This is a genomic window from Arthrobacter sp. 2RAF6, assembly GCF_052115205.1.
GTDB lineage: Bacteria > Actinomycetota > Actinomycetes > Actinomycetales > Micrococcaceae > Arthrobacter.
Map to the genome: position 1 here is coordinate 97,438 of NZ_JBFRGF010000006.1, position 21,333 is coordinate 118,770.

Consider the following 21,333-nt stretch of genomic DNA (forward strand, 5'->3'; position numbering starts at 1 on the left):
AAGTCCTTTGTCACGCTGCTAGGGCGTGGCTGGCGAATCGTGCCGCGATGGCCGGGCACTTCAGGCAAGCCCAGCACCCCACAGCAGTGGCCTGCTTGTCCGTGAGTGTCGCCGCCCTGTCCGTCAGTACCCGCTGGGTAACCCCTAACTCTTCGGCCAACGCCTTGAGGGGCTTGTCCTTGCACACCCCGGCGATCCGGTCCAAGGGCAGGAGCCTCCTAGCTACCTCGTACCTGACGGCCATCTCCACCGCGCCAGGCTGGTGGGATGTGTGACCCATTTCGATGTGCACCAACTCGTGAAGCAGAGCACACAACATCTGGACGGCATTCAACCGATCGTCAAGCCAAATCGTTTCCCCGTCCGTGCAACCCGCGTAACCGTCTTCGAGCCGCACCCTTACAACTTTGACCACAAAACACTCCCCCATACGAGACCCTGTTATCAACTCGTGCTTTTAATTAGCAGCGATTGATGGTAAGAGTACGGTCCTGGTCTGACTTTTTAGAGGGGTAATGGACTAGTTAACCATTGCAGGTTCATACCAAAAACGGTCACGTAACGGTAACGGTCACTCGCCGTTCTCCAGGTGCTCGGAATCCCACCCCTCACCGTCACGGTCAGCCGCCAAACGAAGCATGGGCTTCGTCGGCGCGGCACCCTCCCGCAGGACAGTGACCTCGGTCTGCAACGCACCCACACGCCGAGTCAACTCAATCAACAGTTCATCCGTGGACAACTCAGACGCCTTGGTCACGCGTGGCTCGTCAACCTTCTCCCAGTCCCTCAGCTCAGACAGTGTGAACGTCCTCGTGATCGGAGACTCAAGCACCTCCGTCACGGAGCCGCGCTTCCACCCCAAAGCGTCCTCTAGCAGGCCCCGCGATTCATTCCGCGGCACCATGCCTTTCTGGGTCCAGTTGTAATACGACCGCTTATCCCTTGCAGGCCAGTCCCTGGTGAACGCCTCCGGGCCAATGCTCTTGTCGCTCAGATGCGCTTGTATGAGCCGCACCAGTTCGGCGGTGTTCTTTTCGCTCATGTGCCTTACTTTCCCTTTCTTTCAGTGTCTTGCATAGACGCGTGCGTACTCGTCTTTTACGGGCCGCTTGCTAGCCACTGCTACTTGGTGTACTTGACTGCCCCTTGCGGTGCTACTTGCTTCATCGTTCCGCACCTTCGACTGAAACAACAAAAGTTATTTGGGGGGCGGGTTGGCCTGTTTCGTTGCTACCACGCCTTGTAATTACACTGTTTTTCAGCGGATTTCCGGCGTTCTGGTGCATTTCTTCGTTGTGTTTCAGTGATTCCCTCTTGCGTGTTTCAGTTTGTTTCAGTAAGCTTCAGTACATGGAAACCACAACAACCCGGAGGAACGTCTCAGCAGTCACAGACATCCGCATCGGGCACATCATCAAACGCGAACGTGAACGCAAGCGCCTCACCCTCGCGGAACTCGCTACCGCCATCGACTGCAAGCACCCAACCCTTTCGAACTACGAATCAGGCCGGCGCACACTCCCCGAAGATCGCGTCGAACCACTCGCCAAAATCCTTGGTCTTGACCCTCGATTCATCGACCCCGACGCAGCCTAGGAGCAACCCATGAGCCACCTTGAAATGATTTGGGAAGAACCCACAAAGCCCATCGATGCCATGGCCGCAGAACTTCGAGCCAATCCCGGCAACTGGGCATTGGTCGCCACGGGAGTTTCCTCCGGTCATGTCGCCACATGGAAAAGGCGTGGCTTGCAGACCCGCACCGTGTCGGTATCCACGCACCCCCGACTCCACGACATTTACGCACGGTTCATCGGGGAGCCGAACCCATGAGCACGACCATCTGGTCAACCACCCACACGCAGCCCATCACCTTCGACCGGATCAGCCCGGACAAGGTCCAGATCACCACAGCGGACGGCGCAACCCAGGAGTACTGGTACGCCGACCTCCACAAAGCATGCAGCAACGAAAGCTACTAGGAGCAACCCATGAGCACGATCATCGTTCACAAGCGGCCCGTCGTTACTGAGGACGAGTTGGCGGCGGCCTATTGCCGGCTTGGGTACAACACGAAGAACAAGCACGTCGCCCCGTGGACCCCGGCACGGTTCGATGCGGAGTACATCGCTTATGTGGAGAACGGGCGTCGGATCACTGGCGGGTTCGGTGAGCACCGCGCTACCACCAACCGGCGCAACCGCATCGACGGGAAGTACGGGGCATTCTCTTACGGCGTTGTGGAACTCGGGTGGGTCTGATGGGCGCCTGGGACCGGTATGTGGAGTTCGGTGCTGACGGACTCACCGACGACGAGCGCGAACAACTAGACAACGAATTCCAAACCGCCACAGAAGAAGCAGCAGACCAGTACCGCAAAGGAGAGTCATGAGCAAGTACATTCCTACCCCTGACCCGAAGGCACAGCGCAGACGCACCAACCCCCGCAAGCCAGCCGTAGTCAAGTTCTTGAACACATGGTTCGCGGATGTCATTGACGAACGCGGGCGACTGATAACCCACGCATGCCCATCCCATGCCGAAGCCCTCAAGAAGGCGTACGAGCTGGCCGTGGACTACCCGGCCACCGAGGAAGCAGCATGATCGCCCTCGTCCTGGCTCTCGCCGTCATCAGCGGCTGTCTGATCCCGTGGGCCGTCCGGGCCGACCGGGACGACTACCACCTGATCCACCTGACCAACTGCCCCGACTGCGAGGACCGGCGATGAGCAAATGCACACACCCCCGCGAAGAGTTCACTAACCAAGGCACCGAGGCTAACAATCACTGCCCACAATGCCGTGAGCGTATTTGCCTCTTCTGTCGCGACACGGCCCCGGAGTCGTGGATGTCTGGGCGATGCCACGGCTGTTACCGGACTACGGAAGCCGATGCCCGTAAGCGGCAAGCCAAGTGGGCGGAAGGGACACGCCTCCGCAACCTTGCCTCGGCATGGGACGAAGGGTGGACGCACTACCGCGAAAACTTCAGCCCCAGCGATCCCGACTTCGGAGTCAACCCCTACCTTGAGCGCCTGAAAGACCATGAAATGAGCACAAAATGAGCACCGAACTGATTCCCTCGAATGACCTGCTTGGTAACGCGCCCGTGTTTGACCGGAACTTCACACTGTTGGACAACGTGACAGTCCCCTTCGTGGACCGGGCCGCAGCGACCCGCTACCTCACCAAGCACGCACCGGATTTGCGCGCCATGATCCTGGGGGTAGCGGCATGAGTGCCCGTGACGAACTGGCTGGGGTTGTTGCCGCCAGCCTTGACCGCATCTTCGGCACACGCGACTTCGGGCCAGCAACACAGGACTACAAGCTAGCAGACGCCCTCATCGCCGCTGGCTACGTCAAGCACCGCACGATCACCACCACGGACGAGGTAGACGCGCTACCTGACGGGAGCATCATCCGAACCTGCTTCGGACACGCCGTAACCATCTACCGCGCCCACCGGATCCTGACCGCCAAAGGCTTCCACCACGTCGTGCAACACGGCCCCGCAACAGTCCTGTACGAACCGGAGCAAGCACCGTGACCGGGGCTGAGTGGGCTGCGGAAGAGTACCGGGCGTTGCTCGGAGCCAGCCTCAAACGAGTCCGCCAAGAACACGACCCCGAGTGTCCCTGCGGCAGAGACGAAGCACTAACCGAACCCATCAACCAGAAAGAAGCCGAATAACCATGAGCAGCTACACCATATATTTGAGCGGCACCGTATCTGCTGCTGTCGATGTCGAAGCAGACAGCTATGAGGAAGCCGTTGAGCGGGCTATCGATAATGCCCCTCAAACCGACTTCGCATTCGCAGAATTTGACGGCGTTGACGTGTGGGACGCAGATGATTCCCACATGAAGGACGGCCAGTACGTTTCGGCGGCGTCCAAATGAGCACCATTAGCCTGCAAGTCTTCCCTGACCTCGAACAAGGAACTGACGAATGGTTGGCCGCACGTTGCGGGATCGTCACCGCATCAGTTGTCGGGCAACTCGTGACTTCACGCCAGCCATCAGCCATAGAAACTGACTGCCCGGAATGCGGCGCGGAAGCGGTCTACCCCTGCACCGGGAAGCGCACGCCCGGCCCGCTCAAAACACTCCACCCGGCCCGTACAGCAGCGGCACGCGATCTAGACCATGTGATCGCCGCGGACACGACCAACGACACCGCCCGCGGACTCACCATGACCCTCGCAGCCGAACGGATCACCGGCCACGTTGAACCCGTCCAGCCATCACGGGCGATGGAACGCGGAACCCTGGATGAGCCGTATGCCCGAGAGAAGTACGCCGAAAATTACGCACCGGTCAATGAGATGGGTTTCATGATCCGTGAGTTCGATGGCTTCAAGATCGGGTTTTCGCCGGATGGGCTGGTCAACGAGAACGGCTTGATTGAGATAAAGAGCCGCGCCCAGAAGATCCAGCTAAAGACGGTCCTCGCCAATGAAGTGCCCGCCGAGAACATGGCACAGATACAGGCAGGACTACTCGTATCGGGGCGCTCCTGGTGCGATTACGTCTCCTATTCGGGCGGCATGAAGCTATGGACAAAGCGCGTCTACCCTGACCCCGACTGGCACGCCGCAATCATCGACGCTGTTGAGCAATTCGAGGCAACAGCCACCGAAATGGTGAACACCTACCTTTACACCACCGCTGACCTGCCCATGACCGAACGCATAGACCACTTCCCAGCAATGGAGATCTTCTGATGGACCTCGACATGACAGACAGCCTGGCCCCGAAGAGTGACCAGCTAGACGCCGTGGACCTGCTTAGCGGGCCACGGACGTTCACGATCGAGAATGTCAGCAAGCACAACGCTGAGCAACCATTCAACTTCCACTTCAAAGAATTCCCACGTGTTTGGCGCCCCGGCAAATCAATGCGCCGGGTCATCGTGGCCGCATGGGGTTCAAAAGGTGCGAACTACGTCGGCAAGCGCCTCACGCTCTACTGTGACCCGTCCGTAGAGTTCGGCGGTGCTGCCGTTGGTGGTTCCCGTATCAGCCACATGTCCGGCATTGACAAGCCGCTCAAGGTGCCGTTGCTCATCAGGCAGGGCAGAAGCGCCATGTTCACCGTGCAACCCCTGACCGAGCCTGTGAAGCGTGACTTCCTGGCAGAGGCCGAACAAGCGAACGGTGACGTGGACCTACTCCGGGCGTTGTGGAAAGCAGCCGTAGCAGCCAAGGAACCACAGGAACACTTGGACACCATCCAAGCCATGGCCATGCCACATGAGCAAGCCGTCTAGGTGCCATAAGGACGCGTACCAGTCTTGGGCTGACGCGCTGCGTGTAGTCAAGCGCATGCAACGGGTTGAGCGTCTCCAAGGCCGGCGCGTCCACGGCCAAGCCCCATACAAATGCCCGGACTGCGGGCAACTGCATTTGACTAGCAACTCCTACAACATCAAAAAGAAATGGGCAGCATAACCATGGCACTTGCAGTAGATCTGACCCCGTATCACGTTGACCGAAAGATACGCCTATGGCTCCCGACCGGGGCGATGGTTGCGGGAACGCTCCGCACGCTCGACGCCCGAGTAAGGAGCTACCAGGAAGGCAAGAAATCCCGGCGCGCACTCGTCATAACTGTGACTTTCGATGAGCTGACCCATGAACAGCATGGGGCATTCGGCGGCGGCAGCTATACAACCCACACGCAGTTTGAAATCTCACCAACCGACCGCTTCGAAGAAGGACTCTAAACCATGGCGAACGAAACCACGATCACAGTGATCGGCAACCTCACCAACGATCCGGAACTTCGTTTTACTCCGGCTGGCGCGGCGGTGGCTAACTTCACCGTCGCATCCACCCCGCGCACGTTCGACAAGAACAGCAACGAGTGGAAGGACGGGGAATCGCTCTTCCTGCGCTGCTCCGTCTGGCGGGAAACAGCCGAGAACGTAGCCGAGACCCTGACCAAAGGCATGCGTGTCATCCTATCCGGCAACCTGGAGCAGCGTTCCTATGAGACCAAGGAAGGCGAGAAGCGCACCGTAATTGAGCTGAAAGTCGAGGAAATCGGGCCGTCACTCAAGTACGCCAACGCGAAAGTGACCCGCACGCAGAAGGGCGGCTCCGGGCAGGCTGCGGCTCGTGCAGCCGCACCCGCCGAAGACCCCTGGGCGACCCCGGGCGTAAGCAACGCGGGCGGATGGGGAACCGGCCCCCAGACCGAAGAGGTGCCGTTCTGATGGCGAATATGCCGCTTACGGTCCGCGTACCCCTTGAAGTAGAGGTGCTGATCCGCGTCAAGGGCAGCGACGCACTCCACGTTATCGGGACAGCCATTTATGAGTCGAACGTCAACGTCGTGCTCCAAGACGCTGTTCAGTTCTTCCACAAATAACCCCCGCCCCGGTGTGCCCCGTCAACACGGCGGGGCACACCACAACCACCCGGAGCCACCCATGAAAGAAATAACCATCACATGCACATGGCGTTCGACGCATGTCGTCGAGGTCGAAGACGACTTCGACGTGCCAGATAACCTAAGCGACTTTCCGGAGGAAGTTCTCGAAGAACTCACCACGGATGTAGCCGAACTCGTGGACTGGGAGTAACCCTTGATCCAACCCACCACCCACACCAGCCACGCAGGCTACCGCATCCGACCACCACGCACCCAAGGCGGCTACCGGGTCTGCCACCGCTGCGGCATCGACTTCCCCTCCAACTCCCGATCCATCTGGACCCGACAAACCCACTGCAAAGACTGCCGCCACTACCAACGGAAGGACCAGCAGTGACCTACCAGTACGGCGGGAAAGACACCATCGAAGCCGCCCAAGCCCGCCAATCCGAACTCCAAGCCGAACTCCAAGCAGCCCGCGAAACCTACAAAGCCGCCCAAAAACTCGCCCGCGAAAACGAACGACTCCAAGCACAAATCCTCCGCACCCAACAACGCGCCCGCCAACTCACCACGCCACTCCCAGCGCAACCTGAACCCATCCACGGCGGACCACTCGGACTCAAACGGGCCACCAACGAAATCGCCCAATGGCACCGCCAACGTCGACAAAGGACCGCCGCGTGAGCGCACACCCGAAGGAGAACTAAAAGTGCCATGGTTCAACGCCGACGACAAAATGCACGGGCACCCGAAAGTCAGAACAGCCGGCCTCGAAGCTATCGGGCTCTGGGTGGTCTGCGGAACATACTGCACCGACTACCTCACAGACGGGCAAGTTCCGTCCTGGTACGTCCTCTCATGGCCGAAAGGTAAGCATCTCGCGGACAAGCTCGTCAAGACGGGTTTTTGGGAGCACGCCCCGGACGGTTACCAGTTCCTTTCATGGGACGAATACCAGCGCACGAAAGAGAAAGTCCTCGAAGACAGGGCTAAGGGGCGGCAGAGGCTGGCCGACTGGCGTGCCACCAAGAAACATGGTCAGTAACGCCACGTGTAACGGCGTTACAAACACCGTTCGTAACGCCTGTAGTAACGCTGTACGTACAAGTGTCCAAGACCAAGACCAAGACCAAGTACTTAACTCACCTTCCAGCCCTTCCGGGCTTCTAAAAAAGATTGGGCTGCTTTCCGCCGCCAACGTCACTTAACTTACGTGTGAAGGTCTCACAAAAATGCCCTACAAGTTCGACGAACACGACGCCACAGACCTCTCCCGAATGATCCGCCGCAGACGACCAGAATGGACACACCAAGGCATCATGAAATCACTACAGCAAGCAGCGGAAGCCGGCGCTACACTCGGGCAGGTAACGACGGCGGCGGAAAAATCCACCCAAAACAAAAAAGCCCTCACACCCGCCGCCATCATGTGGCCCGAACATTGGACCACCGAAGCCAAGACACCCAACATGACCGGCACCCGCCTATGCGCCCAATGCGACCCAGCCCGCAAACACGCCGTGACCGACATGACCGAAGTGGCACGCGGCGTCTGGATCTGCCACGAATGCTCAGGGGCGTCCGCGGCTGGGGTAGGCGCGTGAGCAGGTCCAGGGCCAGCGCCAAGGCTGCTGGGGCGTCGTTCGAGAGGCTCGTTGCCGACTACCTAGCCGAGACCGTGGATGACCGGATTGACCGGCGCGTGAAGACCGGGGCGAAAGACAAAGGCGACATTGCCGGGGTCCGGGCGCATGGTCAGCGGGTTGTGTTCGAGGCGAAGAACTGCGTGAAGCTGGCTCTTGGTTCGTGGGCTGGTGAGGCCGAGGCTGAGCGTCTGAATGATGGGGCTTTGGCTGGTGTGATCGTGCACAAGCGGCACGGTAAGGGCCGGCCTGAGGATCAGTGGGTGACTATGACCTTGGCTGATTTGGTGGCCCTGTTGACTGGTAAGAGGCCGTAGTTTTGTCCCGAAAAAGTTTCAGTGTGTTTCAGTCAAAGCACTGAAACTTGCTGTAGAATAGACCGTATCGGCCCGCATGAGCACGGACCCCGACGTAAGGCAGGACAGCATGACCCACCACCATTCCCTCACCGAAGCACTCAGCATCGCCGAGTCCCTTGAGGAAACCCCGCAGAATTACCGTGAAGTCCGCGAACTCCGTGTGCAACTCCGGGCACTGCTGAAGGACGCCGAGGCCCGCGCGTGATCCGGGTCGGTGACCTTGTCCGCGCTAACGGCATCCTTGGCACGGTCACGTATGTGACCCCATTCGCCGTCACGGTCTGCACCGGACCCAGCCCGTTCGACCTTGTACACCCGAAGCCGGCAGACGTGAGGCTGGCGTCATGACCCGCGTTGATGAACCCAAACCCCTGGACCCGCGCCTCACCAGCATCCCGGACGTTACCGCCCGGATGCTCAACAGCCTCCCCACCGGATGGCTCGACCAACTACTCGAAGGCACCAAATGAGCGAGGCCCAAGTCCAAGTCGGATGGTTCTGCGACCACAAAGACGAGCCGATGGGTGAGACGACGCACATGTCCTCCCATGGCAAATGGAAGAAAAAGAAAGGGTGGGTCGAGACATACCCGGAGCCCGCCGTCACCAAAGCCATATCGTTCCTCGACTATCGCGATCCAGAGAAGCCACCGCACTGCCCACGTGCCGTGCCCCTATACCGTGAGGAGCCTGCCAAGTGACCGCCCCCGACCTGTTAGCCCCGATCCGGGAACGCGCCGACAAAGCCACCGAGGGGCCGTGGCGTTGGGAGAACACCTTGCCGCGTCCCCGTCTCGCAGGTTCGGGCGGCTGGACGGTAATGGACTTCGCACGCATGGGCATGAATGGCGCCCAGCCGACATTCCGCAAAGCTGACGGCGATCTGGTCAAGGCTGGCAAGGAGAACCTCTACAGCTTCCCCGACGCCGCATTGATAGCCAACGCGCCCACTGACATCCGCCGCCTCCTTGCCGCCCTCGACGGCGTACTCGCGCTGCATGAGCAAGTTGATGCGCTCATGAACCCGGGCCGTCACGAGCGCGTCGTGAAGGTCTGTACCGGATGCGGGACGGATGACGGTAACTGGCAGCGCTACCCGTGCCCGACTGTTGCCGCCGTGGTTGCTGCACTCCAGGAGGGGCACAAGTGAGCGAGCGTGACGAACTGGTGGACCTGATCGAAGACGCCGTCGATGACGCCATCTACAACGAGGCCGACGCTCCACCGAGCCTGACGGGGGTAGTTGCTAGCAAGGCCGCCGACGCCGTCCTCACCGCTGGCTGGGTGAAGCCCCGCACGGTCAGCACCGTTGAAGAACTCGACGCACTGCCCACGTGGTCTGTCGTGCGATCGGAGCAGGCAACCATCTGGGAGAAGTTCAACGACCATTGGGCCGAGACGCTGACCACAGGCAGGCATCCAAGTGACCACCTCGCCCTCCCCGCGACGGTCCTGTTTGAGGGGGAAGCATGAGGCGCTGCGAGCAGGAGCTTTGCCGGAACTGGACCGGGGACGGTTGCGTGTGCAGCGTCCTAGACATTGAGCCTGACGCGAATCCTTGCCCGGACTGTTCAAAGCCGTTCTCCAACCACGACGAAGGATGCATCAATGAGTGACACGAGCCGTGAGGAAGCCGCCGCGAAGGCCATGCGCCACCCGAAGCCCAACCAGATCCAGTATGGGGAAGATTTGGAAGAGTGGGTAGACCGAGTGATGCCGGATGCCCTTGCCGCCGCTGACGCCTATGACGCCGCTCAAGGAATCCACCGGTTTGTGATTGACGATTACAGCGTGGAGTTGGCGGCGCGGGCACTGGCGGAGATCGAAGGGTTTGGGTGGATGAGCCACGCCGGAGAGATCCACCGGAAGCACGCCCGCGCTGTTCTCGCGGCGGCAGTGAAGGAGGAACAAGCATGAGTGGCATGAGGGTTATTATCGAGGCCCGAGAGTTCGGCGGCATCCATAGGGTGGAGCGGGATACGGCCTCTGACAACTGGCTGGACGAGAAGCGGAACAACGCCGAACGCCGCCAAGGAATCATCGACGCAGCCAACGGACTGCTCCGGAGCCTGAACCTGGACGAGATCGTGGAGTCCGCCTCGTGAGCGCGTCAATGGCCGAGGTGCTGATCAAGCACTGCATGACCATCGGTAACGAAGGTGGATGGTACTGCTCGAACTTTGCATGCGGATCGTATCCAGACTTGCAGAGCGCTACGGAACACGTGGCTGAGGTCCTGGCTGCGAACGGGTACGGGAAGCTCGAAGACGCATGGGACGAAGGGCAGAAATCCGGTATGCGTCACGCTGACCGAGTGATCGCCGCCCACAAGATCGGCAGGCCGGAACTGCCCGGACCACCAAGCCCCAATCCGTATCGGGAAACGGGCGCCGATGGAGCGGACGCAGTCACGGGATTCCCCCGTGCCGCGTATCAGAAACGGAGGATGGGATGATCCCCGAAGAAGCCACTAAGGCGGCGCTGGAGGCTGTCCTGAATGAAACGTATGGGGCCAGCTACTCCCGCGATCTAGTTCGCATCGCCCTTGAAGCCGCTGCCCCGTACCTGCGCGCCCAGGCACTCGAAGACGCTGCGGACGAGATCGCTTCAGGTGACTTCACATTCCCAACCGTGTTCCCAGTAAACACCGGCCTATCAGACCTCGTGACGTGGGGCGAAGTCCACGACTACCTGCGTGCTCGTGCGGTGACGGAAAGGGGCGGGGAATGACTGACGCTGAACGCCGTATCGCCCGCGCCATCTTCGAAATGCGCAAAGACTGGGGCGACGGAATCATCAACGTCCCCAAGTACCTACACATCCTCGAAGACCAACCCAAGGAGAACTAAGTGGGAGCCGTCGTGCACCTCACCACGAAGGAATGTCAGGACCAGCGGCGGCGCGCCCTGGACCGGCTCAACATGACCCTTGAAGAAGCAAGGGCGCAGTGGGAGCCGTGTGGGTGCCTCGTGAACGGCAACTACGACGATCTGACCCTGTTGGATCAGGTACGCGACATGGACTATTTATTGGGCGAAGGGGACTACACGTGAGCTGGATTGATGTTGAGGGCGTGGAGCACGTATCCGGCAGTGACGTTCCTAGCGAGTGGGGCGATGACCACATTCGCGGGTGCCTACAGTGTCAGGGCCGGTTTCCTGGGTCAGCCTACTTCGTGTTCCGGGGTGACCGATGAATTGCAGGTGCGGTGTCCCGACTGCTGATGGTGTGTGGCTGTGTGCGTCGTGTGCGGAGGCGTTTGAGTACCGTCTGGCCGAGGTCGATGGCGTGTTGGCCGAGTTAGCCCACGCCGTGCCGCGCCTCACGTTGACCGCGACGTATGGTGACCGGGCACCAGGGGTCCGCGCCCAACACGCACCAGCACCCGTGAACGTGGACGCCGTGTCCGCGATGGACGCGTTGCACAGGTGGCTCATGGGAACCGCCCTGAGGTTGGCTGCGGTCACACGTAAGCCTTTAGAGGGCCGCACGCCGTTCGACCTCGAATGGTACCTCCGATCGAACATGCCACGCCTCCGCTCCCTCTCATGGGCGCCAGACCTCCACCCAGCCTTGGATGCCCTGCTCAAGGACTGCGAACGCGCCGCACACCTAGCAGCACACAAAGAATTCGCCGGCACCTGCCAAACCGAAGACTGCGGAGCCGAACTCTTCGTAGCGGCAGGGCAAGACCGCACCACCTGCAAAGTCTGCGGGGCCGAATACGAAGCCGTCCAGGAATGGCGGACAGGTGCCAAAACCTACGCCCGCCAAGTAGACGCCGACACCATCGGCTACCCAACAATGCTTGCGCAGCGTCTCGCTCGGGTGCATGGCCTCGAAGTGGGCGCAGACTACATCCGAGTTCTCGCGTCTCGCGGGCTGCTTCACCGGGCCAATGCCGAGCGCGGGGATGACGGAAAGAAACTGCGGGCCATGTACAGGCTAGGTGACATCAAGGATCTCATTGACCGCGCCGCCCCGAAGCGTGAAGAGGGCGTGGCCTGAGCAACATGCTCAGTGCCCTGAATGAAAACTGCTCAAAGTGTTGACCTTGATACGCTGCCTGGATTACACTAAGTGTAACGACTGAAGAGGCTCCAAGAAATTGGAGCCTCTTTCCGTTTAAGCCGGGAGGTTCATCATGACGGTCCCGGTTACTGAGACACCCGATGAGACTGCCCCGGTGTTGAATCATTCCACCCGTTGCGACCGTTGCGGCGCACGAGCGTATGTGGTGGTCATCCTGCGCCGCTCCCACCGGCTCCCCAAGGGCGGGGAACTGCTCGCCTGCGCACACCACTGGCGCGAATGGAAACAACACATCCGCCCCGCAGCCGTCATCGACGAAACCGCCAGCCTCCACGAGCACATCAAAGACAACCACTGGGTCGAAGGAATGAGGGTAGGCCAAAAATGACACGCACCTGCCCCGCCTGCGCCCGACCAGCCGGCGCCCTCTCCGCCAACCCACACTGCCCAGCGAAGGCGTGCACCTGGAATAAGTGCAACTGCGGTGCCGTGTACGACCGCAACAATGGCGGCGGGTTCAATGAGCGCCCACCCAAGCATTACCCGGTCACGGCATGAAGTACCGTCACACGCCCAGTCCTCGTCAGGTGACCGAGTCCAACGACGCCGCCACACTCGTCCTACTGGCCGAGCACCTGGACCGCTCCCTGGATGGACTCGACCACGCCGAAGCGCGTAGGGCTGTCATGCGAGCACGGGCACTCCTACTCCACACCGTCAACGAACTCAACCCCTAAAACCCTTTCAAATAATTCCGGGACTAATTACCCCGGATAGATGGCCTCCACGCCTAGAACGTGGGGGCCATCACCCTTTCTAGGAGGAAAATATGCCGCGCTGGCCGAAACTCACCGACGAGGAACGCTTCTGGTCCAAGGTAGACAAGTCCGGCGAGTGCTGGGAATGGACAGCCAGCAAGAATGCTCAGGGTTACGGGAGGATCAGGGCGACCAGGGGGATGGTGAAGGCGCATCGTTTCGCATACGAAATATCCAAAGAGCAGATACCTCCAGGAATGGAGATCGACCACACCTGCCACAACCGGGGATGCGTAAAGCCAGGGCATCTACGCTTAGTCACCCGGAAGCAGAACATGGAAAACTTGACTGGGTGGAGAAGCAATAACACCTCTGGCGTGCGCGGCGTCTCGTGGTCAAAGGACCGACAAAAATGGATCGCTTTCACGCGACATAACAGCAAGAGGCTCAATCTAGGCCGCTATGACAGCCTAGCCGAAGCAGAAGCTGTCGTAATTACAAAACGCAATGAGCTATTTACTCACAACGACCTCGACCGAGTCGCTTAGTCTTACCCTCGCTGGTAAAGCGTGGTGACGTACCCCTCTGGGCGTATGCCAATGCGGGTTTCCACCACGTCAAGCCTGTTAGCTGCTCATCTGATGGGCTGCCAGCGAGGGTAATCAGTCCCGGACGCCTCTGATGCCATGCGATAAGGGCTCAAGCTGAAAGGCAGTGGGCAAGCCATTGCCCCGGACGAGCCGCAGACGTGCGGCAAATGGCACATATCGGCGTAGCTCAACTGGTAGAGCGGCGGTCTCCAAAACCGCAGGTTGCAGGTTCGAGTCCTGTCGCCCTTGCCACTTCAAATACTTCCCCGAAACGTACAGCCCCCTTGGGAGGGCGTCAGCCGGGGAACGCACAACCTGCCTAGCTGTCACGCAGGAATCACAACCCTGACAGCAAACACTTCACCCGCATGAGCAAGGGATGAGCTATGAACCGTCGAGAGTACGACACCAGGGGCTGCGCGTTCACACGCATAGCCACAGACCCCGCCTTGGACGCTGACGACCACCACGCCATCGACGCCATGCTCAACTCGGCACAAGGCCACCACGCCATCGCCATCGCCCTCCAAGACGCGGGCGTGAACGTGTCCACGAAGACCGTTGAGCGTCACCGCCGCAACATCTGCACCTGCGAAAAGAGCCCCGCATGGGCGCTATAGCCAAGAAGCTTGCCCCGAGGATCGCCCCGAAGGCGCGTGAGAGTGTCCGTACCCTGACCTTGGATATTGAGAACGCACCCAATTTGGCGCACGTCTGGTCACTGTTCAATCAGAACGTGTCACTGGCGCAGTTGCAGGAAACCGCGACAGTCATCAGCGTGGCCGCGAAATGGTACGGCGACAAGAACGTGCTGTTCTACAGCGACCACCACGACGGCCACACTGAGATGATTCACAAGATCCACGCTCTCGTCTCAGAAGCCGATCTCATCGTCGGGTACAACTCCGCTGGGTTCGACATGAAACACCTCAACCGTGAATTCATCCTCGCCGGACTCAACCCGCCAGCACCCTACAAGAACGTTGACCTGCTCCTGACCGTCCGCAAACAGTTCAAATTCGCGTCAGGGAAACTCGACCACGTCGCCCAACAGCTCGGCCTCGGGAAGAAAGCCTCCCATGAGGGCCACGAACTCTGGGTCAAATGCATGGCCGGTGACGAAGCCGCGTGGGACCGGATGCGCAAATACAACATCCAAGACGTGGTCCTCACCGAGAAGCTCTACGACCGGTTGCGTGCCTGGATCCCGAACCACCCGCACCTGTCCATGTTCACCGGCAACGAATGGGGTTGCCCCGTCTGCGGCAACTCCGACCTGTCCAAGTACCGGGCCGGAACGTCACGCGCGAACGTCCAGCAGTACCGCATGTACCAATGCCCCTGCGGCCACTGGGTACGCGGCACCAAGAAACTGCAAGACGCCACACAGACACGCTCCGCACGGTAGGAGGCATCATGCGCCTGTATGACGCTATCTGCGCCTACCTTGAAGCCCTCGCCGCACGAGCAAACATGGAAACCATCGAGCACGAGTTCGAACACGCCGACTGGGCCGAAGCACAAACCGGCTGGGACGACGATGAATAAGCACCTGTTCTACCGTCCGCGGCGTTGGATCCGGACGTGGTATTGACCGGGCTGAGAAGGTTTCACATCCATGGGATGTGAGCGGGATCGTTACCCGCCAGCCCACCAAAACGAGCGTCACCGCTACACCATATGGAGGCTGACTATGACCGAACTTGCCGGTCAGGTAGGCCTCAGGCAACACGCCACGGACTGGATAGGTGAGTCCATAGAGTGGGCCACGGATTCAATCACCCACCACGTGGTGATCCACATCGGCTACGGGTTCTGTGTCAGTGCCGAGCGGCCAAGAGTACGTATCCGCACGGTGGCAGAGTACCCGGCGTTGGTCAACTCAGACTTTGACCTGACAGACGAGCAACGGGAGCGAATCGTAAAAGCCGCGTTGTCCATGATCAACCTGCCCTACAACACCGCCGTGTTGGTCATCCTCGGCCTACACAAGGTCACCGGCTGGCCCATCCCACTCTGGGTGCGTGGCTGGCTCAACCGCCGCCCCAACGTGGACTGTTCCGACCTTTGCAACCGGGCACTCAACGCAGGCGGCATCAGACTCTTCACCCAAGATACCACCCTCGTCACACCAGCAGACTTCCAACACGCGTTAGAGCAGCAAGCGCAGGTGAGCAATGCAGGACATGCATGACATGCAGGACGCAATCAACGTACTTCTTATCAAGTGCGAAGCCATTGGGATCACACCCACTGTGGACCGCTGGATAACGCCACTCGAAGTTACTGACAAGTTAGTCCAAGTCGAATGGCTCCATGCCTAGTCGCATCTGCTCCGTTGCTGGCTGTCCCACCATCCACGAAGGACCAGGGGCACGCTGCCCCACCCATGCCAAGAAGGCACAACGCCAGCACTGGGACAACACCAAGGCATACAACACCAAAGGCCACCGCATCCGCTTCAGGCTAGGCGTGCTCGACCGTGACCCCATCTGCGTCATATGCCACATCCGCCCCTCAGTCGTAGCCGACCACTACCCACACGGCAGGCAAGACCTCATCACACTCAACATGGACCCAGATGATCCACAATACGGACGCGGCCTATGCACCACGTGCGACAAGCAACAAACAGCACAACGACAAGCAGGCGGATGGCACCGACCAGAGTGACCCTACCATGGGGCACACCAGGACCCCAAGGGGTGGGGGAGGCCCCCCTCAACACCCCCGGATAGGGACGCGCCGGGAAGGGCAAAAAAACCGGCGCTGGGTTCAAAGGGTTTCAAACTGGCTGGCAGCGCAATGCTGTTGGCATTTTCTTCGGCCCCCGCAATGGGGAGTTTGGAGGCTGTCATGGCCCGTGGTGGTGCTAGAGCTAGGTCTGGTCCTGTTGCTGATTTGGATGCGTTTGCGCGTGAGCGTGATGGTGCTGATTGGGTTGTTTTGCCTGATTCGTGGCCGCATGATTCGCCTGAGTGGCCTTTGGATGATCCGAATGATCCGGAGACTGGGGCGCCGTTGTTCCGGCATGAGCGTGAGCTGGAATTGTGGGACTCGTTGTGGGGTCAGGGTCAGGCGCCGGCTTGGATCCTGGATAAGCAGGAGACTGCTGTGGCGTTGTATGTGCGGCTCCTGACGGTGGTTGAGGCGACTATTAGTGTGAAGTCTGCCCCGCTGTTGGCTGAGATGAGGCGTCAGCAGGAGATGTTGGGGCTGTCTACGGATGGTCTTCTTCGGAACAAGTGGCGTTTCAGTGGGCATAAGGAAATGTCTGCCGAAGTTGAGGCTGAGAAGGCCGCTGCGCAGCCGGCTGGGAACGTGACTGATCTCTTTTCCGGGGTGAAGGTTCGTGGAGCATGAGGGTACTGTCCCGGCTCTGACTCTTGGTCGTTTGGCTGCTTATTGGATGTTCGCGCATTGCCGTGTGCCTGATGGTGACACGGCGCGTGAGCCGTTCCGTCCGACACTGGATCACATTGTCTACCTCGGCAACTACTACGAGATCCGGCCTACCGCTAAGCCCGGTGAGAAGAACACCGCGTTTGTGTATCGTAACGGGATTTGGATTGCTGCCCAGAAGGTTGGCAAGTCTCCTGGTATCGCTGCGCAGGCGTGTTTCGAGTTCGTTGGGCCTGCGCTTTTCGATGGGTTCGCTGCTGCTGGTGAGGTTTACCGGTGTAAGGATCATGGTTGCCCGTGCGGTTGGGTGTATGAGTACGCGCTTGGTGAGCCTAAGGGCCGTCCGTGGGCTACTCCTCGTATCCAGATCGCTGCTGTGGTTGAGGATCAGGTGGAGAACACTTGGGGCGCCCTTGTTCCGATGATTGATAGTGGCCCGCTCGCTGATTTGTTGGTGACGGGTGAGGCGTTCATCAAGCATCCGAATAAGAACCGTGACTCTCGTATCGAGACGGTGACTAGCAAGGCTGATGGGCGTCTTGGTGCGCGTATCAGTGCTGGTTTCTGTGATGAGACCGGGTTGTGGACTGATTCGAACAAGATGAAGAAGTTCTACCGGACGTTGGCGCGTGGCGCTGCTGGTATGGGTGGGCGGTTGTCGTCTTCGACTAACTGTTATGACCCTGCCGAGAATTCGCAGGCCCAGGACTTGCACGAGTCGCGGCAGAAGGATGTCTACAAGCACTATTTTCCGCCTGATCCGAAGCTGAATTTCAAACTGAAGGCTGATCGGAAGAAGATTTTCGCGTTCAATTACCGACATTCCCCTTGGGTGGATATCCGGTCGATTGAGGCTGAGGCGGCTTCTGTCATGGAAGCGAACCCGGCTGAGGCGGAACGGTTCTTCGGTAACCGGATCGTGGCTGGTTCGCGGTCATGGTTGCAGTCTGGTCAGTGGGAATCGCGGAAGGCTGTCACGTCCGTGAAGCCGCGCACGAAGGTTTGCGCCGGGTTTGACGGTTCCGAAACGAATGACGTTACCGGGATCCGGTTGGAGACCCTTGACTTTCACCAGTTCACGCCACGCTATTTCGACGGTGAGCGGGAGACGATCTGGGATCCGCGGAACTGGCAGGGCCGTGTGCCGCGTCCGGAGATTCACCGGGCGTGGGAAGACATCAACAACCAGTTCGAGATCATCCGCGCCTACTGTGACCCGTTCAAGTTCGAGACCGAGCTGGATGAGTGGAAAGCGAAGTACGGGGACAAGATTTTCTTCGAGTGGCGGACGAACCGTATCTCGCAGATGCACGCCTCGTTGGAGCGGATGAAAACGGACATTGTTGAGCCGGATTCGAAGTTCTCCCATGACGGTTGCGAGACCACTGGTTTCCATATGCGGAACGCGGTTGAGCGTGCCCGTCAGGGCCAGACCTACATCCTCGGTAAGGCTTCCGAGTTGCAAAAGATTGACCTTGCCATGTCGTCCGTGCTCGCGCATGAGGCTGCTGCTGATGCGGTGGCTTCGGGCGCTAATCAGCCTGACGCAGACCAGTACGTTTACGTGTTTTAGGAGCCCGGATGCTGACGAAGCAGGACGCAACGGAACAGGTAAACAAGCTGTACCGGATCCTTCAGTATCGGGGCCAGGAGGCGACCGAGTTCAAGGAATTCTATGAGGGTAACCAGCCTCTCGCCTTCGCGTCGAAGGAATGGAAGAACTTCAACTCTTCTCGTTATAAGGGCTTCACGGATAACTGGTGCGAGGTTGTGGTCAACGCGGCTTCGGAGCGGATCGCCGTCCAGGGGTTCAGTCTGCCGTCTTCGAAGGGTTCGCGGCAGTCTACGCGTGAGAAGAAGCTCTATGATGCGTGGTTGATGAATGAGCAGGACTCGTGGAGTTCTCAGGGGTTCCTAGATGCGATGATCAGCCGGCGTTCGTTCGCGTTGGTGTGGGGTGACCCTAACGGTGAGCCGATTATCACGTGGCGTGATGCCCGTCAGGCGATTGTCTGGTACGACGCGGAGACGAACCGTCGCCGTAAGTACGGGATGGTGATCTGGGATGACCTGGACGCGAATAAGGAGTTCGTCACTCTTTACGATGACGATTTCGTGTACAAGTTTTCCCGTGCCCGCGTGTTTGCCGGGTTCACCGGCCTAGCGCTTCCTGAGACTGTGCTTAGTTCGTTGTCGTTTGATGGCGGCTGGGTCATGGACGAAGAGAACTCGGGTGTGAACCATCTGGGGCGTGTGCCCTTGGTGGAGTTCCCGAATCGTCCGGTCCTCGGTAAGGGGCCGTTGTCTGAGATTCAGGGCGTTATCCCAATGCAGAACGCCATCAACCTACTCTGGGCGTACCTGTTCAACGCTGCTGACTATGCGTCGATGCCTGCCCGCGTGATCATGGGGCAAGCGCCGCCGAAGATCCCGATCATTGACAGTAACGGGGTCAAGATCGGTGAGCGGGACATTGATGAGGAGAAGCTGACTCAGGGCCGCATGTTGTGGCTGACTGGCGAGAATACCTCTATCGGTCAGTTCGATTCCGCGAAGCTTGACGTGTTCACGGACACGATTGAGAAAGCTGTCCAGCATATCGCTGCGCAGACCAGGACGCCGCCGCAGTATTTGATCACGAGTAATGGCATGTCGAACATGTCTGCTGAGGCGATCATGGCGGCTGAGGCTGGGCTGGTGCAGAAGGTGACGCAGGCTAAGGAGTTCTTCACGCCGCGTGTCAAGGACGTGTTCGAGTTGATTGCTTTGCAGCTCGGGGATGACAAGATGGCGAAAGAGGCTCGTCTTGGGCGTGTGGATTGGAAGGATTCGAATTCCCGTTCCGAGGCCCAGAGGGCTGACGCGATGGTGAAGGACATCCAGTCTGGTTACCCGTTCGAGTACCTGTTGGAGAAGTACGGCCATTCGCCTTCGGAGATCACCCGGATCATGGACATGAAGGACGCAGAGACGCAAAGGAACATGGCCGCTGGTATCAGCGACCTGTTGAACGCGAGTGCGCCGCCTCCGGTGAACCCGCCTAGTCCTGCTCCTGTAGCAGGCTGATTGTGGGCGCGGTTGCTGAGGTTGCCGCTGATTTCCAGGCGCGGCAGATCAGTCTTGCGGCGCGTACCGCTTCGGTGGTCGTGGGTTTGTGGCGTGGGGTGAATCCTACGTCGATGTCCGCTAGCTGGGGTGGTGTTGCGGCTAGGGCTGCGCTTTTGGTGCAGCGTGCGCAGTTTGTGATGGCCGCGAACGTTGACCCGTATATGGAGTCCGTTGCTGACGCGTTCGGTGCGGTGTCGTTCACTGAGGCCGGGTTGCAGCCGCAGGGTTTTGCTGCGGGGTTCACTGATGACGGCAGGCCCATGAATGGGCTGTTGTTAACGGGGCCGATCAACGCGAAGCGTGCGATTGCGTCGGGGTTTTCGGTGTCTGGTGCTATGGATGCTGGGGCTGCTGCGTTGCGGACTGCGGTTGAGTCTCAGATCGCGGGTGCTGGTTCGTCGGCGTCTATGGTTGCGATGTTCATGCGTGACGCGCCTGCCCCTGTTTCGGCTGAGCCATTCAAGGGTCCGGGCGGTCACACATACGTCAAAGGTTCCGATGGGTTGGTGAAACCTTATTTCCGTCCACAGTCGTATGTGCGGATGATACAAGCGGGGGCTTGCTCGCGCTGCATCATCCTGGCGGGGAAGCATTATCACAAGCAGGCGCCGTTCCTACGGCACCCGCGGTGTCATTGCACGCATATACCTGTTGACGAGAACGTTGATGACTACCCGGCAACAGATCCGAAGGCCTATTACGAGTCGCTGTCTCCTGCTGAACGGGTGAAGGCGTTCGGTAAGGCTGGCGTGGACGCGATTGACGCCGGGGCTGACATGAACCAAGTGGTGAACGCCCGCCAAGGCATGTACGTGACGAAGGACGGACAGAAGGCAACCCGTGAGGGGACGACGAAGCGTGGCCTGTACGGGGCTACACAGCGGTCTTTCACGAAGGATGGTGCCCCGTCGAAGTACACGCGAACTGTTCAAGCCCGTCTGATGCCTGAAGAGATCTTCAAAATCGCCGGTAACAACCGTGACGAGGCTATCCGTCTGTTGCGGCAGTATTCCTACATCCACTAATCACACAAGTCCCACAACCCCTTGCCGCAATGGCAGGGG

Annotated in this window: 47 protein-coding genes; 45 read left to right on the plus strand and 2 right to left on the minus strand. The window is 59.5% G+C overall.

The genetic code is table 11. The annotated features are described in order from the left end of the window. Positions 1–10: 10 nt before the first annotated feature. Positions 11–280, minus strand: coding sequence for a hypothetical protein (locus tag AB4Z38_RS06850; protein ID WP_441429018.1), 270 nt, complete (start codon positions 278–280; stop codon positions 11–13). A gap of 291 nt (positions 281–571) precedes the next feature. Beyond that, positions 572–1,042 (minus strand): hypothetical protein, encoded by a 471-nt coding sequence (locus AB4Z38_RS06855; protein ID WP_441429019.1) that lies wholly within the window; start codon positions 1,040–1,042, stop codon positions 572–574. 308 nt (positions 1,043–1,350) lie between these two features. Here AB4Z38_RS06855 and AB4Z38_RS06860 point away from each other — a divergent pair, with 308 nt between their 5' ends. The 45 genes from AB4Z38_RS06860 (at position 1,351) to AB4Z38_RS07080 (ending at position 21,294) form a co-directional block, all read left to right on the plus strand. Further along, a complete protein-coding gene (locus tag AB4Z38_RS06860) occupies positions 1,351–1,596 on the plus strand; it encodes a helix-turn-helix domain-containing protein (protein ID WP_441429020.1) in 246 nt (81 codons plus the stop codon). Between the two features lie 9 nt (positions 1,597–1,605). Continuing rightward, positions 1,606–1,833: a hypothetical protein gene (locus AB4Z38_RS06865; RefSeq protein ID WP_441429021.1), complete on the plus strand. Its 228-nt coding sequence runs from the start codon at positions 1,606–1,608 to the stop codon at positions 1,831–1,833. Continuing rightward, a complete protein-coding gene (locus tag AB4Z38_RS06870; RefSeq protein ID WP_441429022.1) occupies positions 1,830–1,982 on the plus strand; it encodes a hypothetical protein in 153 nt (50 codons plus the stop codon). The genes AB4Z38_RS06865 and AB4Z38_RS06870 overlap by 4 nt, the downstream gene beginning before the upstream one ends. Positions 1,983–1,991: 9 nt before the next feature. Beyond that, positions 1,992–2,261, plus strand: a complete 270-nt coding sequence (locus AB4Z38_RS06875; protein WP_441429023.1) for a hypothetical protein — start codon at positions 1,992–1,994, stop codon at positions 2,259–2,261. Next, positions 2,261–2,392, plus strand: a complete 132-nt coding sequence (locus AB4Z38_RS06880; RefSeq protein WP_441429024.1) for a hypothetical protein — start codon at positions 2,261–2,263, stop codon at positions 2,390–2,392. The genes AB4Z38_RS06875 and AB4Z38_RS06880 overlap by 1 nt, the downstream gene beginning before the upstream one ends. Continuing rightward, positions 2,389–2,604 (plus strand): hypothetical protein, encoded by a 216-nt coding sequence (locus AB4Z38_RS06885; RefSeq protein ID WP_441429025.1) that lies wholly within the window; start codon positions 2,389–2,391, stop codon positions 2,602–2,604. The genes AB4Z38_RS06880 and AB4Z38_RS06885 overlap by 4 nt, the downstream gene beginning before the upstream one ends. Continuing rightward, the gene (locus tag AB4Z38_RS06890) at positions 2,601–2,729 is read left to right on the plus strand and encodes a hypothetical protein (protein ID WP_441429026.1); all 129 of its coding nucleotides are present in this window, start codon (positions 2,601–2,603) and stop codon (positions 2,727–2,729) included. The genes AB4Z38_RS06885 and AB4Z38_RS06890 overlap by 4 nt, the downstream gene beginning before the upstream one ends. A 119-nt stretch (positions 2,730–2,848) precedes the next feature. After that, positions 2,849–3,064: a hypothetical protein gene (locus AB4Z38_RS06895; protein WP_441429027.1), complete on the plus strand. Its 216-nt coding sequence runs from the start codon at positions 2,849–2,851 to the stop codon at positions 3,062–3,064. Beyond that, positions 3,061–3,237: a hypothetical protein gene (locus AB4Z38_RS06900; RefSeq protein ID WP_441429028.1), complete on the plus strand. Its 177-nt coding sequence runs from the start codon at positions 3,061–3,063 to the stop codon at positions 3,235–3,237. The genes AB4Z38_RS06895 and AB4Z38_RS06900 overlap by 4 nt, the downstream gene beginning before the upstream one ends. Beyond that, entirely contained in the window at positions 3,234–3,548 is a 315-nt protein-coding gene (locus AB4Z38_RS06905; RefSeq protein WP_441429029.1) for a hypothetical protein, read from the plus strand. Before AB4Z38_RS06900 ends, AB4Z38_RS06905 begins: the two co-directional genes overlap by 4 nt. Positions 3,549–3,693: 145 nt before the next feature. Then, positions 3,694–3,900 (plus strand): hypothetical protein, encoded by a 207-nt coding sequence (locus AB4Z38_RS06910; RefSeq protein ID WP_441429030.1) that lies wholly within the window; start codon positions 3,694–3,696, stop codon positions 3,898–3,900. Further along, positions 3,897–4,724: a lambda exonuclease family protein gene (locus AB4Z38_RS06915; protein WP_441429031.1), complete on the plus strand. Its 828-nt coding sequence runs from the start codon at positions 3,897–3,899 to the stop codon at positions 4,722–4,724. The genes AB4Z38_RS06910 and AB4Z38_RS06915 overlap by 4 nt, the downstream gene beginning before the upstream one ends. 11 nt (positions 4,725–4,735) lie before the next feature. Continuing rightward, the gene (locus AB4Z38_RS06920) at positions 4,736–5,269 is read left to right on the plus strand and encodes a hypothetical protein (RefSeq protein ID WP_441429032.1); all 534 of its coding nucleotides are present in this window, start codon (positions 4,736–4,738) and stop codon (positions 5,267–5,269) included. Between the two features lie 183 nt (positions 5,270–5,452). Beyond that, the gene (locus AB4Z38_RS06925) at positions 5,453–5,725 is read left to right on the plus strand and encodes a hypothetical protein (protein ID WP_441429033.1); all 273 of its coding nucleotides are present in this window, start codon (positions 5,453–5,455) and stop codon (positions 5,723–5,725) included. Positions 5,726–5,728: 3 nt separating this feature from the next. Next, positions 5,729–6,217, plus strand: coding sequence for a single-stranded DNA-binding protein (locus AB4Z38_RS06930; RefSeq protein WP_441429034.1), 489 nt, complete (start codon positions 5,729–5,731; stop codon positions 6,215–6,217). Continuing rightward, on the plus strand, positions 6,217–6,372 hold the full coding sequence (locus AB4Z38_RS06935; protein ID WP_441429035.1) for a hypothetical protein: 156 nt from the start codon (positions 6,217–6,219) through the stop codon (positions 6,370–6,372). The genes AB4Z38_RS06930 and AB4Z38_RS06935 overlap by 1 nt, the downstream gene beginning before the upstream one ends. Before the next feature lie 61 nt (positions 6,373–6,433). Beyond that, positions 6,434–6,586, plus strand: coding sequence for a hypothetical protein (locus AB4Z38_RS06940; RefSeq protein ID WP_441429036.1), 153 nt, complete (start codon positions 6,434–6,436; stop codon positions 6,584–6,586). A 3-nt stretch (positions 6,587–6,589) separates the two neighbouring features. After that, on the plus strand, positions 6,590–6,772 hold the full coding sequence (locus AB4Z38_RS06945) for a hypothetical protein (protein ID WP_441429037.1): 183 nt from the start codon (positions 6,590–6,592) through the stop codon (positions 6,770–6,772). Further along, positions 6,769–7,062 (plus strand): hypothetical protein, encoded by a 294-nt coding sequence (locus tag AB4Z38_RS06950; protein WP_441429038.1) that lies wholly within the window; start codon positions 6,769–6,771, stop codon positions 7,060–7,062. The genes AB4Z38_RS06945 and AB4Z38_RS06950 overlap by 4 nt, the downstream gene beginning before the upstream one ends. 25 nt (positions 7,063–7,087) lie before the next feature. Next, positions 7,088–7,423 carry a hypothetical protein gene (locus tag AB4Z38_RS06955; RefSeq protein WP_441429039.1) on the plus strand — a complete coding sequence of 112 codons (336 nt, stop codon included), beginning with the start codon at positions 7,088–7,090 and terminating at the stop codon, positions 7,421–7,423. 187 nt (positions 7,424–7,610) lie between these two features. Then, complete coding sequence (locus AB4Z38_RS06960) at positions 7,611–7,982, plus strand: hypothetical protein (protein ID WP_441429040.1); 372 nt, start codon at positions 7,611–7,613, stop codon at positions 7,980–7,982. Continuing rightward, positions 7,979–8,338, plus strand: coding sequence for a hypothetical protein (locus AB4Z38_RS06965; RefSeq protein ID WP_441429041.1), 360 nt, complete (start codon positions 7,979–7,981; stop codon positions 8,336–8,338). Before AB4Z38_RS06960 ends, AB4Z38_RS06965 begins: the two co-directional genes overlap by 4 nt. A 109-nt stretch (positions 8,339–8,447) precedes the next feature. Continuing rightward, positions 8,448–8,585, plus strand: coding sequence for a hypothetical protein (locus tag AB4Z38_RS06970; protein WP_441429042.1), 138 nt, complete (start codon positions 8,448–8,450; stop codon positions 8,583–8,585). Positions 8,586–8,724: 139 nt separating this feature from the next. Continuing rightward, a complete protein-coding gene (locus AB4Z38_RS06975; protein WP_441429043.1) occupies positions 8,725–8,850 on the plus strand; it encodes a hypothetical protein in 126 nt (41 codons plus the stop codon). Beyond that, entirely contained in the window at positions 8,847–9,080 is a 234-nt protein-coding gene (locus AB4Z38_RS06980; protein WP_441429044.1) for a hypothetical protein, read from the plus strand. The genes AB4Z38_RS06975 and AB4Z38_RS06980 overlap by 4 nt, the downstream gene beginning before the upstream one ends. Further along, positions 9,077–9,529, plus strand: coding sequence for a hypothetical protein (locus AB4Z38_RS06985; protein ID WP_441429045.1), 453 nt, complete (start codon positions 9,077–9,079; stop codon positions 9,527–9,529). Before AB4Z38_RS06980 ends, AB4Z38_RS06985 begins: the two co-directional genes overlap by 4 nt. After that, positions 9,526–9,852 carry a hypothetical protein gene (locus AB4Z38_RS06990; protein ID WP_441429046.1) on the plus strand — a complete coding sequence of 109 codons (327 nt, stop codon included), beginning with the start codon at positions 9,526–9,528 and terminating at the stop codon, positions 9,850–9,852. The genes AB4Z38_RS06985 and AB4Z38_RS06990 overlap by 4 nt, the downstream gene beginning before the upstream one ends. Before the next feature lie 135 nt (positions 9,853–9,987). Continuing rightward, positions 9,988–10,296 (plus strand): hypothetical protein, encoded by a 309-nt coding sequence (locus AB4Z38_RS06995; protein ID WP_441429047.1) that lies wholly within the window; start codon positions 9,988–9,990, stop codon positions 10,294–10,296. Between the two features lie 5 nt (positions 10,297–10,301). Further along, positions 10,302–10,484 (plus strand): hypothetical protein, encoded by a 183-nt coding sequence (locus tag AB4Z38_RS07000; RefSeq protein WP_441429048.1) that lies wholly within the window; start codon positions 10,302–10,304, stop codon positions 10,482–10,484. Next, positions 10,481–10,834 carry a hypothetical protein gene (locus AB4Z38_RS07005; protein ID WP_441429049.1) on the plus strand — a complete coding sequence of 118 codons (354 nt, stop codon included), beginning with the start codon at positions 10,481–10,483 and terminating at the stop codon, positions 10,832–10,834. Before AB4Z38_RS07000 ends, AB4Z38_RS07005 begins: the two co-directional genes overlap by 4 nt. After that, a complete protein-coding gene (locus AB4Z38_RS07010; RefSeq protein ID WP_441429050.1) occupies positions 10,831–11,109 on the plus strand; it encodes a hypothetical protein in 279 nt (92 codons plus the stop codon). The genes AB4Z38_RS07005 and AB4Z38_RS07010 overlap by 4 nt, the downstream gene beginning before the upstream one ends. Further along, on the plus strand, positions 11,106–11,228 hold the full coding sequence (locus AB4Z38_RS07015; RefSeq protein ID WP_441429051.1) for a hypothetical protein: 123 nt from the start codon (positions 11,106–11,108) through the stop codon (positions 11,226–11,228). Before AB4Z38_RS07010 ends, AB4Z38_RS07015 begins: the two co-directional genes overlap by 4 nt. Then, positions 11,229–11,432: a hypothetical protein gene (locus AB4Z38_RS07020; protein WP_441429052.1), complete on the plus strand. Its 204-nt coding sequence runs from the start codon at positions 11,229–11,231 to the stop codon at positions 11,430–11,432. A gap of 235 nt (positions 11,433–11,667) precedes the next feature. Then, the gene (locus AB4Z38_RS07025) at positions 11,668–12,387 is read left to right on the plus strand and encodes a hypothetical protein (protein WP_441429053.1); all 720 of its coding nucleotides are present in this window, start codon (positions 11,668–11,670) and stop codon (positions 12,385–12,387) included. A 136-nt stretch (positions 12,388–12,523) separates the two neighbouring features. Beyond that, positions 12,524–12,799, plus strand: coding sequence for a DUF7455 domain-containing protein (locus AB4Z38_RS07030; protein WP_441429054.1), 276 nt, complete (start codon positions 12,524–12,526; stop codon positions 12,797–12,799). Between the two features lie 166 nt (positions 12,800–12,965). Further along, complete coding sequence (locus AB4Z38_RS07035) at positions 12,966–13,148, plus strand: hypothetical protein (protein WP_441429055.1); 183 nt, start codon at positions 12,966–12,968, stop codon at positions 13,146–13,148. A gap of 221 nt (positions 13,149–13,369) precedes the next feature. Further along, positions 13,370–13,717: an HNH endonuclease signature motif containing protein gene (locus tag AB4Z38_RS07040; RefSeq protein ID WP_441429101.1), complete on the plus strand. Its 348-nt coding sequence runs from the start codon at positions 13,370–13,372 to the stop codon at positions 13,715–13,717. Positions 13,718–14,145: 428 nt separating this feature from the next. Beyond that, on the plus strand, positions 14,146–14,379 hold the full coding sequence (locus AB4Z38_RS07045; RefSeq protein ID WP_441429056.1) for a hypothetical protein: 234 nt from the start codon (positions 14,146–14,148) through the stop codon (positions 14,377–14,379). Next, complete coding sequence (locus AB4Z38_RS07050; RefSeq protein ID WP_441429057.1) at positions 14,367–15,167, plus strand: ribonuclease H-like domain-containing protein; 801 nt, start codon at positions 14,367–14,369, stop codon at positions 15,165–15,167. Before AB4Z38_RS07045 ends, AB4Z38_RS07050 begins: the two co-directional genes overlap by 13 nt. Before the next feature lie 8 nt (positions 15,168–15,175). Next, positions 15,176–15,307 (plus strand): hypothetical protein, encoded by a 132-nt coding sequence (locus AB4Z38_RS07055; RefSeq protein ID WP_441429058.1) that lies wholly within the window; start codon positions 15,176–15,178, stop codon positions 15,305–15,307. Between the two features lie 145 nt (positions 15,308–15,452). Beyond that, a complete protein-coding gene (locus AB4Z38_RS07060; protein WP_441429059.1) occupies positions 15,453–15,953 on the plus strand; it encodes a hypothetical protein in 501 nt (166 codons plus the stop codon). 662 nt (positions 15,954–16,615) lie between these two features. Further along, complete coding sequence (locus tag AB4Z38_RS07065; protein WP_441429060.1) at positions 16,616–17,122, plus strand: hypothetical protein; 507 nt, start codon at positions 16,616–16,618, stop codon at positions 17,120–17,122. Between the two features lie 64 nt (positions 17,123–17,186). After that, positions 17,187–18,734, plus strand: coding sequence for a hypothetical protein (locus AB4Z38_RS07070; protein ID WP_441429061.1), 1,548 nt, complete (start codon positions 17,187–17,189; stop codon positions 18,732–18,734). Positions 18,735–18,742: 8 nt separating this feature from the next. Next, complete coding sequence (locus tag AB4Z38_RS07075) at positions 18,743–20,227, plus strand: phage portal protein (RefSeq protein ID WP_441429062.1); 1,485 nt, start codon at positions 18,743–18,745, stop codon at positions 20,225–20,227. Positions 20,228–20,229: 2 nt separating this feature from the next. After that, positions 20,230–21,294 carry a hypothetical protein gene (locus AB4Z38_RS07080; RefSeq protein ID WP_441429063.1) on the plus strand — a complete coding sequence of 355 codons (1,065 nt, stop codon included), beginning with the start codon at positions 20,230–20,232 and terminating at the stop codon, positions 21,292–21,294. Positions 21,295–21,333: the final 39 nt, after the last annotated feature.